The sequence below is a fragment of the Streptomyces sp. CWNU-52B genome, assembly GCF_047444975.1.
GTDB lineage: Bacteria > Actinomycetota > Actinomycetes > Streptomycetales > Streptomycetaceae > Streptomyces.
The window spans coordinates 46,639-56,892 of sequence record NZ_JBLFJV010000017.1; the positions used below are offsets into that span (position 1 = coordinate 46,639).

Annotated in this window: 15 protein-coding genes and 1 pseudogene; 4 read left to right on the top strand and 12 right to left on the bottom strand. The window is 68.4% G+C overall.

The features are described 5' to 3' along the window. Positions 1–31: 31 nt before the first annotated feature. The gene (locus ACLVWQ_RS17745) at positions 32–310 is read right to left on the bottom strand and encodes a hypothetical protein (RefSeq protein WP_414109783.1); all 279 of its coding nucleotides are present in this window, start codon (positions 308–310) and stop codon (positions 32–34) included. Continuing rightward, entirely contained in the window at positions 307–522 is a 216-nt protein-coding gene (locus ACLVWQ_RS17750) for a helix-turn-helix domain-containing protein (protein ID WP_414109784.1), read from the bottom strand. Before ACLVWQ_RS17750 ends, ACLVWQ_RS17745 begins: the two co-directional genes overlap by 4 nt. Positions 523–729: 207 nt before the next feature. Between ACLVWQ_RS17750 and ACLVWQ_RS17755 the strand changes: the two genes are divergently transcribed. From ACLVWQ_RS17755 to ACLVWQ_RS17765, 3 genes are all read left to right on the top strand, one after another. Next, complete coding sequence (locus ACLVWQ_RS17755; RefSeq protein ID WP_414109785.1) at positions 730–1,221, top strand: helix-turn-helix transcriptional regulator; 492 nt, start codon at positions 730–732, stop codon at positions 1,219–1,221. A 98-nt stretch (positions 1,222–1,319) separates the two neighbouring features. After that, positions 1,320–1,736: a hypothetical protein gene (locus ACLVWQ_RS17760; protein ID WP_414109786.1), complete on the top strand. Its 417-nt coding sequence runs from the start codon at positions 1,320–1,322 to the stop codon at positions 1,734–1,736. A 25-nt stretch (positions 1,737–1,761) separates the two neighbouring features. Beyond that, a complete protein-coding gene (locus ACLVWQ_RS17765) occupies positions 1,762–3,015 on the top strand; it encodes a hypothetical protein (RefSeq protein WP_414109787.1) in 1,254 nt (417 codons plus the stop codon). 209 nt (positions 3,016–3,224) lie between these two features. Here ACLVWQ_RS17765 and ACLVWQ_RS17770 read toward each other — a convergent pair whose 3' ends face one another. From ACLVWQ_RS17770 to ACLVWQ_RS17815, 10 genes are all read right to left on the bottom strand, one after another. Beyond that, positions 3,225–4,358, bottom strand: coding sequence for a tyrosine-type recombinase/integrase (locus tag ACLVWQ_RS17770; protein ID WP_414109788.1), 1,134 nt, complete (start codon positions 4,356–4,358; stop codon positions 3,225–3,227). Continuing rightward, the gene (locus ACLVWQ_RS17775) at positions 4,358–4,570 is read right to left on the bottom strand and encodes a helix-turn-helix domain-containing protein (RefSeq protein ID WP_189779705.1); all 213 of its coding nucleotides are present in this window, start codon (positions 4,568–4,570) and stop codon (positions 4,358–4,360) included. Before ACLVWQ_RS17775 ends, ACLVWQ_RS17770 begins: the two co-directional genes overlap by 1 nt. Further along, complete coding sequence (repSA, locus tag ACLVWQ_RS17780) at positions 4,567–5,946, bottom strand: replication initiator protein RepSA (protein WP_414109790.1); 1,380 nt, start codon at positions 5,944–5,946, stop codon at positions 4,567–4,569. The genes ACLVWQ_RS17775 and repSA overlap by 4 nt, the downstream gene beginning before the upstream one ends. Then, positions 5,939–6,124 (bottom strand): hypothetical protein, encoded by a 186-nt coding sequence (locus ACLVWQ_RS17785; protein ID WP_189779707.1) that lies wholly within the window; start codon positions 6,122–6,124, stop codon positions 5,939–5,941. Before ACLVWQ_RS17785 ends, repSA begins: the two co-directional genes overlap by 8 nt. A gap of 88 nt (positions 6,125–6,212) precedes the next feature. Next, on the bottom strand, positions 6,213–6,527 hold the full coding sequence (locus tag ACLVWQ_RS17790) for a SpdD-like protein (RefSeq protein WP_414109791.1): 315 nt from the start codon (positions 6,525–6,527) through the stop codon (positions 6,213–6,215). A 24-nt stretch (positions 6,528–6,551) separates the two neighbouring features. Beyond that, complete coding sequence (locus ACLVWQ_RS17795) at positions 6,552–6,707, bottom strand: hypothetical protein (protein ID WP_189838082.1); 156 nt, start codon at positions 6,705–6,707, stop codon at positions 6,552–6,554. Positions 6,708–6,718: 11 nt separating this feature from the next. After that, positions 6,719–6,910 (bottom strand): mobile element transfer protein, encoded by a 192-nt coding sequence (locus ACLVWQ_RS17800; RefSeq protein WP_189779709.1) that lies wholly within the window; start codon positions 6,908–6,910, stop codon positions 6,719–6,721. Positions 6,911–6,931: 21 nt separating this feature from the next. After that, a complete protein-coding gene (locus ACLVWQ_RS17805) occupies positions 6,932–7,636 on the bottom strand; it encodes a DUF2637 domain-containing protein (RefSeq protein WP_407133498.1) in 705 nt (234 codons plus the stop codon). Positions 7,637–7,720: 84 nt separating this feature from the next. Then, positions 7,721–9,076, bottom strand: coding sequence for an FtsK/SpoIIIE domain-containing protein (locus tag ACLVWQ_RS17810; RefSeq protein ID WP_414109792.1), 1,356 nt, complete (start codon positions 9,074–9,076; stop codon positions 7,721–7,723). Between the two features lie 2 nt (positions 9,077–9,078). Continuing rightward, entirely contained in the window at positions 9,079–9,435 is a 357-nt protein-coding gene (locus ACLVWQ_RS17815) for a hypothetical protein (RefSeq protein ID WP_107018480.1), read from the bottom strand. A gap of 426 nt (positions 9,436–9,861) precedes the next feature. Between ACLVWQ_RS17815 and ACLVWQ_RS17820 the strand changes: the two are divergent. Continuing rightward, a pseudogene (locus tag ACLVWQ_RS17820) lies at positions 9,862–10,197 on the top strand (XRE family transcriptional regulator); the annotation flags it as partial. Between the last annotated feature and the right edge of the window lie 57 nt (positions 10,198–10,254).

Sequence of the window (10,254 nt, forward strand, 5' to 3'; positions counted from 1 at the left end):
AGAGCGGCCCTTCGGCGCGTTCAGGGGTGGGTCAGGCGGCCGGCGCCTGCGCGCCGAGCTCGGCGTTGCGGCGGAGGTCCTCGGCGGTGAAGGTGATACGGCCGCCGTCGCGGTGGCAGAACAGCTCTCGCCGGTAGCACTTCTCGCGGATCATCCGCGCCGTGTACGGCAGCAACTTCAGGGCGGCGACCTCGTCCGGCGACCACCGTCGGAATTCGGCCTCGGCCGAACTGCCCTGCGGGGTGCGGGACTTGGGCGTCTTGGGGCCCTTTGCGGGGGCCCGGCGCGTCCTCGTGGCCTGAGCGGTCACGGCGTCGACTCCTCTGTGGCGATCAGGAGGTCCTCCGGAACTCGGAGCCCCTCGGCGACCCGGCGGACCTGCTCAGAGCCGACGTCCTGGATGAGGTCCCTCTCCAGTCGGGAGAGGTAACCGCGGTTCAGGCCGGTCAAGGCTTCAAGCCCAGGAAGGGTGAGCTTTCTGCCTACTCGGATGCTTCTGATCATGGATCCGTTGGGCTTCACGCCGCTATTCTCACCACACTCTGCCTACACATCGCAACCATCCTGCCTACTTTTTATAGGCAGCCACTCGTTCGGCGGGCGGTGGTGCGCCGGGAGCGCGCGGGACGTCATGCAACCGCCGGGGCGTAAAGTGACGAATACTGCCCAGGTCAAAGCGCCGAAACTCGGCTGTCGGCATGCAACCGTGGTGTGCCAAGATGAGGATTTATGGACGAGGGAACCAAGAAGCTGGGCAGCCTGCTCCAAGTAGCACGGCAGGCACATCGGCCGAAGCTCACCCAGCCAGAAGCGGCGAAGGCCATCGGCGTGAGCCGAGGGACCATCCAGAAGATCGAGGCGGGCGACTTCGCCGAGGTCTCCAAGAACGTGCGCAAGTACGCCACCTACCTCGGGTTCTCGGACGGCGAGGCAGACCAGATCGCCAGAGGCGAGCACGCGGCCGCAGGTGGGCACAGCGCCGAGTCAGAGCATCTCCCTCTCCCGCCGGCAGTTGAGTACGAACTGCGCGCGAGCACGACGCTTGAGGCCGGGGTCATCCCGCTGGGTCCGGACGAGGACGACGGCCACATCATCGTCATCCTCCAGGGCCGCAAGGGGGCCACCCCGGAGGAGCTGGAACGCATCGCCGCGCGGTACCGCAAGCCCCGCCGAATGCTGCAAGGCCTGGCCGGTGAAAGCGACGAGGTTGCAGACTCCTGACTGATCCACCCGAGGTACGTGCATTACGCCGTTCGGTGTGGTTGCATGCACAGACCGTCACCGAGAGGGGGCCACCGATCGGCGGAACGGGGGCAGTCATGCTCACGATTCAGGTGGTCAGACACTCTCAGGGCGAGCGCTACTTCGCGCCCTGGATCGAAGACTTCGCGGACGGCTCCGGCTGTCTGTTTCACTTCCACTACGACGACGTCAGCGACGAAGGCACCGTGGTCTTCGCCGAGCTGTTCATGCAGCAGGCACGACGCTGGCACCCGCGCCCGACAGGGGCGCCTCTCGGTCCGCGTATCCCCATCACGATGGAGCGACGGGCCATCATGGATGACGACGCCGCCGTGGCGGTCGACGACCATCCCGGGTACATCGCCTACACGGTGCGCGCCGATCTCATCAGCGAGCGCGCGGCAGGCCACCTCACACGCCACCAGAGCGAGCGCTCCCCGTGGTGGGAGAGGCAAGCGGCCTGCTACGTGATCCACGGGCAGAGCCGCGTGTAGCCGGTCCGGAGACAGGGGGACAGGCATGGCCTATGCAGAGAAGGTCTACAAGGTCAGGAACGGGCGCCAGACCAAGGCGTTCACCTGGCGCGCGAGGTACAAGAAGCCCGACGGGACCTGGGGATCCGAGCCGGGGTTCCCGACGAAGAACCTTGCCGAGCGGTGGGGCGAGGAGCAGGAAGCGGCGATCCGGGCCGGCCGGTGGATGGACCCGGACCTGATGCGGAAGCCGTTCGGGAAGTGGGCACGCGAGTGGATGGCGGCCAAGTCACCGCGCGGCCGCACCAGTGAGACGCGCTGGGATCGCCTCGACCGGATCATCCTGCCGCGCTGGGATCACACCGCGCTGAACGGCATCACCTGGTTCGACGCCGAGAACTGGGCGAACGGCCTGGACTGCGACGACAGCACGGCGACGCAGTGCCTGACCATCATGTCGATGATCCTCACCGGCGCGGTCGACGCTCAGCACCTGCTCGTCAACCCGCTCGCCAACCGCAGGCGTAGCCGGACGGCGGACGCTAAGGAGAAGCAGAGCGAGAAGTCGACGGCCGATCTGTGGGCGCCGCCCGAGGCGGTGCTGCGGGCGGCTCGCCGGGCCGGGCCGGTCAACGGACTCCACATGGTGGTCACCGCGTTCGCGGGGGTCCGGTGGGGCGAGAGCCTGGCGCTGCGGGCCGGGTCGCTGACGGAGCGCAAGGAGACTGCGGACGGCGGCGAGTTCGTGTGCCCGACGCTGGCCGTCGTCCAGGAGGTAGCCGAGTACCAGCCGCGGGACAAGGACGGGAAGAAGCTCGGTCAGGTCCTGATCCTCGAACCGGTCAAGACACGGGAGTCGAAGCGGGACATCGACCTGCCGCCGTTCCTCTCCGAGCTGCTGGCCGCGCACGCCGAGCGGCACCGGTACGAGTGGCTGTTCTGTACGGCGGGCGGGAAGCACTGGCGCCGGAACAACTTCGGCCGGCAGGTGACGCGGCCGGTGTTCGACGGGCGGGAGGCTCTCAAGGCCACGAAGGGGCACGCGCCCCGCAGCGAGTGGGAGCCGATCATGCGGGGGGTGACGATGCGCGCGCTGCGGCACACGCACGACACGTACCAGGAGCAGATCGGGGTGAAGCCGTCGCTGGCCTTCGAGCAGGCCGGGCACAAGCGGCCGGGCATCAAGGCCGTGTACCAGCACCCCACACCGGCGATGCGCAGGGATAGGCTGGAGGGGCTGCAGCAGATCTACGAGCGGGCCATGGGGCATCTCGGGTGGGAACGCATCTGGGAAAGTTGATCTCCCAAATCTCGCCTAAATGATCTACGTGAAGCACCGTCAGGACAGGTCACCGGTCAATCGACATCCACTCTTACAAGGCGGATGTCGGCGGTTCGAAACCGTCCGCGCCCACCAGTCCCAGGACGCAATCAAGGCCCAGGTCAACCGGTGTGACGCCGGATGCCTGGGCCTTGATCTTTGTCAGCGCGTTTTCGCCGCCGTGCCACTTACGTGCCAGAAGGATCCTGCGAGGGCCGCTTGACCTTCCGGATCTGACCGTCGACGTAGTCAGCGATCTGATGATCACGCCCGTTGACGAGGTGCTGATAGATCAGGGCAGCCCGCACCGACGAGTGCCCCATGCGATGCATCAGCTCTCGCGTAGTCGCCCCACCGGTCGCGGCAAGCGTGTTCCCTGTGTGCCGGAGATCGTGGAAGTGGACGTCACCAAGGCCGGTCGAGTCGAGCGCCCGAAGCCAGATCCGTCTGAAGTTGTTCCGGCGCAGGACACCGCCACGGGCCCCGACGAAGACGAGCCCGGTCCGGCCGGCACTCGCGTGCTCGGCGAGGTGGTGAGCCAGCTCTTCGACGAGCGAGGCCGGGAACGCCACGGTACGGACACCGGCCGCGCTCTTCGGAGCCTTGACCGTGAGGCCGTCGGTACGCGTCTCGGCGTACGCGCGGCGAACGGAGACGGTACGAGCCTCCAGGTCGATGTCACGGCGCTGGAGAGCGGCCAGCTCACCGAAGCGGAGCCCCGTGAACGCGGCCAGGAGGATCAGGACACGGCAGTGCGGCGGAACAGCTTCGGCGAGTCGGTAGACCTCGGGCACGGACAAGAACGGCCGCTCGGTGTGCGTGACCGCCCCAGCGCCCTTGATCCGGCACGGGTTGCGCTGGATCAGCCCGTCATCCACCGCCGTATTCATGATGGCGCGGAGCACTTGGTACGACTTGGACACGGTGGCCGCGCCGACCCCGGAAGCGAGGAGATCGGTACGCCAGCGCCGTACCTGCGGCGTAGTGATCTCCCGCAGCGGAACCGCGCGGAAGGTCGGCAGGATGTGCAGCTTGAGCACGCCCGCGTTGCGCTCCCGAGTGGTGGCGGCGTAGTCGCGATCTTTGAACCAGGACTCCGCGAAGTCACCGAAGATCACCGTGACGTCAGGGTTCTGCCAGTTGCCGTCGAGGATCTCGGCCTCTTGCTTCACGAGCCAGCGGTCCGCGTCGGTCTGCGTGGCGAACGTCTTGTCCGCGGTGCGCATCAGACCGTCCGGGCCCCGGTAGCGGGCCTGGAAGCGCCCCGAGGGCAGCTTGCGTACGGATCCGAAGCGGCGACGGCGCCCTTTGGCGTTGGGCATCAGGCCACCGCCTTGAGATGCGAGGTACGACCGGTGATCGGCTCCACGGTGTGCGCCGCCACGAAGGCGTCCACAGCACTTTCGGGGATGCGGACATGACGGCCGACCTTGACGAAGGTGATGCGCCGCTCGGCGATCAGGCGTCGAGGGAAGCGGGCCGTCGTACCAAGCAGCTCGGCGACCTGGTCGACGCTGAGGTAGCGGTCTCTCATATTGCGGCTCCTTCCGTGGCGCGTTGGTCGCGTAGGGCTTCGCGTGCGGTTTCACGGTTGAGTTGCAGGTCGCGGGCGATGGTGGCGGCGAGTGCGGATTCGCCGGGGGTGTGGCCGTGTCCGGCGTACTGCCAATCGGCCAGGACGAGGACGGTGTCCGGCTCGATGTCGTCGAGGCCGAGTGCTTGGCGTTCCTGCTTGGCACGGAAGTCGGCACGGGCCTGCCGGAGCTCCCCGAGGGTGGTCGAGTAGCTCCGGGACTTGGAGGAGAAGTGGCCGCGGAAGCCGAGCATGTGGGCCCAAGCCCAGAGGCGACGGTCCGGATACAACGGATCGAGTCGCTTGCACGCTTCGATCAGGCTGCGGGTGTGGTCAGGCACGTCGTGGCGGTCAAGTTCGGAGAGTTCGCCGATGCGGCGGTCGATGGAGCCGGTGTTCTCGGCGGCCTTGGTGGCGTACTTGGCAACGTACGAGGCCACAGCCTGTTCGGTGATGTCGGAGCCGTCGCCGAACGCCTTAACGGGCCGTACGTCGAGCTGAGTGCCCCACCGGAAGGTGCGGGCGGGCTCGTCCTCGATGGCAGGCACGGAGACAGAGGTGTAGGAGTGCGCCGCGGCGGCCTCGATGGCATCCGAGAGCAGGCCCGCCGAGGCCCAGGACGGGGGCGGGGTGTCAGGTCCGTCCGGGCCGTCGATGCGGATCACGGCGTGGAAGTGCAGGGCGCCGCGCTTTTGGAACTCGGCGACCTTTCCGTACGAGAGCCGGGCGACCTCCTTGAGCTCGCGTTGGGTGAGGCCGGCACGGACAGCGATCTCGCGGCGCAGTCGGTTGGTGAAGCGCTGCCACAGTTGTCCGGCGTAGTTGTTGAACAGGACGGCACCCGCGTAGTCGTACGTCTTCGGATCGAGTGCCGTGCCGAGCGCGGGGGCATCGGACGCGTGGCGGGTGCCGCAGCGGCAGGTGCCCCGGTCGGGACGGTTGTGGACCGGTCCGAAAGACGGAGCGGTGAGGGTGGCGAAGACGCGGGGGTGGTCGCGAACGGTGGCGGGGATGTCTCGGCGGTCGTCTCCGGCCAAGCCCGCGCGGATGAGGTGGTAGGTGTCTCCGGCGTACGTCCAGGCGCAGGAGGGGCAGCGGGAGGCGCGGCGGTTTCCGCAGGCGACGCGGAGGCGCCCGCCAGGCTCGTTCTCGGTGGAGTAGCGGTGCAGGGTCTCGCCGGTCGTCTTGTCCTTGGCGAGGGTCCAGCCGGTGAGGTGGATGGGGTCGGCGCAGCCGCCGGTGCGGCGGATCTGGTCCTGCCAGCGGTCGAAGTCGTCGGCCGAAGCCACCCTCAGCAGGTCGCCGAGGGTGATCGGGTTGAGGAGGACGTCAAGCACGGGCGCCCTCCCCTGCGGTCGAGCGGCGGGAGGTACCGGTGCCGTGGCAGGCCGGGCAGTTGGCGGTGATGATCCGCAGGTGGCCGTGCCGGTCACGTCCGCCGAGGGTGATGGCGACGGAAGCATGACCGTTGCAGTTCGAGCAGATGTGAGCCTGCGGGTGGCTGTGCGGGGGCATGCTGGGGGTTCCTTCCGGTTGCGAGATCGGAGAGGGGCACGGCTCCCGGGCGGCGGAGACTTGGCGGTTGAGGCCGCCCGGGAGTAGGTCAGCGGTGCTTCGCCTCGCTCGTGATGAGCGAGCGGATGACCAAGGCGCAGATGGCGACGGACGCACCAGTGATGGCGACCGCCAGGAGCATCGAGACGAGTACGGCGCCGACGACCAGGACGACGGCCGTGCCGCTTCCGACGAGGGCGACGACGGCGCCAGGGGTGAGCTGAACAGTCGGCTGAGTCGGAGCAACAGGTACGGGCGCGGGGGCTGGCGGGGTGTGCTGGATGACGGCCGTCGGCTCGATGACGACGGGCGGGGTGATGAAGCCGGTGGGCTGCGGCATGGCTGGGATCTTCGGGCGGAACATCAGCGGATCTCCCTTCGGGGCGGGTTACTTGACGGCGGTGTCGATGACCGGGGCGAGGAGGCTGTCCGCGATGAGGTAGCCGCCGAGGAGCAGCACCAGGACCAGCCAGAACGGCGGGCGGATGAGCTTGACGCCGAGGTAGCCGACGGCGGCAAGGGCGAGCCAGAGCGGGACGTCCACGGGGCGGGCTCCTATCGAGCGGTGCAGCGGTGGGTACGGGCGGCGAGCTGGGCGGCGGTTGCGCTGCCGTAGTCGGCGGACCAGCCGCACCGGTCGTTCGTGCACACAGCGGCGTGTTTGGTCTGGCCATTGCGGTCGCGGTGGGTGCCGATCTGCACGGGCCCGATCCGCATCACGGAGTGGAAGTGGTCGCGAGCAGGCATGTCGGTGGCGCTCCCTTCTGATCAGGCGAGTTGGGCGGCGATGGCGTGGGCGAGCTGGGGTGGAACGCCGAGGCGTGCGCGCAGGGTGTCGAGGTCGATCCGGGTGCCGGTGCGGGCGTGGTGGTCGGCGGCGACTTTCCGGGCGTGGTCGACCAACGCGGCCGGAACCGGCGGGGCCGCGGTGACGGGCAGAGCCGGGGCAGGTTCCGGAGCTGGGACCGGACCAGCGGCCGAGAGCGCGGGAATTTCCTCGGACTCGGGCACCGCGGCTGGCACGGATCCCGGCTCAGGCGAGGCGACTGGTTCGGGGCAGGTCTCGGACTCCGGTGCAGCGGCCGGCACTTCGAGCGCCGCCGGGTGGTCGTTGGCGGAGTGGGCCAGGAGCGTGCCGCCCATGAAGGCCAGGGCAGGCCAGGCCGCGACGAGGATGCTCAGCCAGGCCGGGACCCGGTTGAGGTCGAGGAGCCCGGCGGTGGCGATGTTGGCGCCGAGCGAGGCGACCAGGGCGATGACAAACCAGCACCAGGCCAGCCGGGACGGTCCGTCGGAGCGCAGTCGTCGCCAGGCGGCGACGAGGAGCAGGTCAACGCTGATCGGGTAGGCCCAGGCTTTCCAGCCGCTCTGTCCGGCAGCGGCGGCCAGGTCATGCAGGTGGGCGAAGGAGAGTGCCCCGGCAATGACGGCTTGGACGAGTACGGCGTCGACTCGGAGGGCGGGGCGGGCCATCATGGCTCCTTCCGGCAATGAGGCATGGAGGGGGTAGGGACATGGCGCGAGGGACGGTCGCGCCGACCGGGGGTGCGGGGAGGATCAAGCAGTGGCGGAGGCCGTCTTGGACAGCGGCACTCGGGCCGAGGGCAGCGGAGCGACCACGGGCCGGAAGGGCTCCAGGGCGGGCAGGTCCGGGGTGCGGTCGGCGTACTTGTTGCAGATGTTCACGGCTTGGCGCAGCGAGGTGTGCGGGGCGCGGATGCGGGCCCAGCCGCCGGAGGAGTCGCCGGTGACGGCGATGCCGGGGGTTTCGGTGGGGATCTGGATGGCGGCGAGGACGGCGTCCGGGGCGATGTCGCCGAAGGCCATGTTCGCGGAGGATTCGTCGTTGACGCGGTGCGCGGTGCGGCCGGTGAGCTGGGCACGGAGCATGGTGATGCCCTTGCCGAGTTCGGAGCCGAAGCGCTGCCCACAGATCTCCGGGTAGATCCCGGAGGCACGGCCGAGCTGGGCGAGCCGGACCAAGGCGGTGACGATGCGATCCCGGCGCTTCTCTTGATCCTTGGTGGCGAACAGGGCGAGTTCGGCGACCTCGTCGACCAGAACGACAACCGGGACCGGGCGCATGTCAGTGGGCAGGTCCCAGATGTCTGCGGCGATCTGTGCGTCCGGGACGTTGACGCTGATGCGCTGCTGAGCGCGGATGAGTTGGTAGACGTCCTCCATGTGCGTCACGAGTGCTTCGAGGAGTTCGAGGGCGGTGTCCGGGTTGTCGGCAAGAGCGGAGAAACGCCGGGCGAGCGGGAAGAGTTCGACGCCCTGCTTGCAGTCGATGCCGACCAAGGCGACGTCCTGCGCGGCGAGTCCGGCAACGAGGTTGCGCTGATAGACGGACTTCCCTGACTCGGTGGCGCCGAGCGTGAGCCCGTGCGGCACAGCCCGGTAGTCGCGGTAGTGGACCGAGCCGTCCTCACGTAACGCGACCGGTACCCGCATCGGCCGGGTGTCGGCGGTGGCCGGCATCTGTACTCGCTTGAGCACGTCGTAGCCGGTCATACGGACCTCCACCACGCCGGAGCGCAGCTCACGAGAGGTCACGCCGTACATACCGAACGAGTGACGGAGCCGGTCCGACGCGGCCGAGACGTCGAAGGCGTCCTGCCCCGGCCGGAGCTTGAGGCGCAGTACCAAGCCGGTACGGGTGGGCCGGACCCGCAGGATGCGCGGGACCCGGGACTCGGGCACCGGCCGGTTGGTGATCCGGGCCAGGGCCAGGCGCCACCGGGAGGGCGGCACCGTCAGCCCGCAGGCGTCCATGACTGAGACGTAACGGACCAGGACCCGCAGGACAGCGAAGGTGACGCCGAAGACCAGCCAGTACCAGGCGGGGCGCCGCCACCGCAGGAGACCCGCAGCGGCGACAACCAGCACCAGGGCGATTAGGAAGGCAGTCATGATCAGGCCGCCTGCGAAGCCGAGCCCGCGACAGCCAGCGAGGTGACCGCGACCACGCGGAAGGCGATTCCGTGGCGCTTCTGCCCGTTGAACTCGTTCTCCCACGGCCGGGCGATCAGACCGGTCAGCGCGACCGGGGTGCCCATGACCAGCTCCTCGGAGACGCCCGACTCGGGAACGGTCAGGGAAAGGATCTCCACCTCGTTGTTGGCCGCGAACATCACGTCCACGGTCAGCAGCTTCGCGCCGGTCTCGGCGTCCATGGCGATCTCACCGGTCCGGCGGTCCTTCAGCTTGGTCTGCGGAGCCTTGGCGACCATCACGGTGGCGTTGGAAGTGTCGACGGGGATCTGACGCATTATGGAACTACCTCTCTGAGGGTGGGAGCGGCGTGCTTACTTGGCGGTGGGGACGCCGCTCCTGTGCGTTGACGGGTGGCCCGCAGCGAAGCCGTAGGCACTCGCACCGTCCATCTGGTGCGCACCAGTAGGTTGCAACTGGTGCGCACCAGAAGTCAAGTGCTGTAGTGACTCGGGTGGTGCAACTCGCTTTGCTGCGACACTTCTAGAGAAGCGCTCGCGCCAACGATTCGGTAGCCAACAGGGGTTAACACGCGTCTCGTTAACCCCTGCCGACCTGCACCGATGTGAGGCATGCTGCTGTAACGGCTCAACACCCCATGCGGAGCGGCACAGGTGATGAACGGACTCAGGACAGCAAGAACCGCGCGCGAATGGTCGCAAGAGCGTCTGGTTCGCGAGATCGAACGTCATGCGCGTCAGCACATGCTCAGCGTCGCGTCGACAGCGAGCCTGCGTGTGTACGTCTCGGAGTGGGAGAACGGCCGGCGCGCCATCTCGACCCGATACGCAAGCATCCTCCGCGTCCTCCTGGGCGTCACTGACGACGAGTTGACCGGCAAGCCGGAGGCACCACCCACCGGCTCCGCAGTCGACGGCTACGACGAGCTCATGGGCCGTATCGACGCGGCCCGCAACGTCAGCCAGACCATGGTGAAGACGTTCATGGACCAGACCGAACTACTGCGGACCATCGACCGGCAGCTCGGTGCGGCAAGCCTCGTCGACCAAATGACCGCACACTTGTCGACGCTGGAAGACGGGACCTGTCCCCGGGTGGTGGACACCTCTGAATCCCGGCCCCGGTAGGGGCCGGAC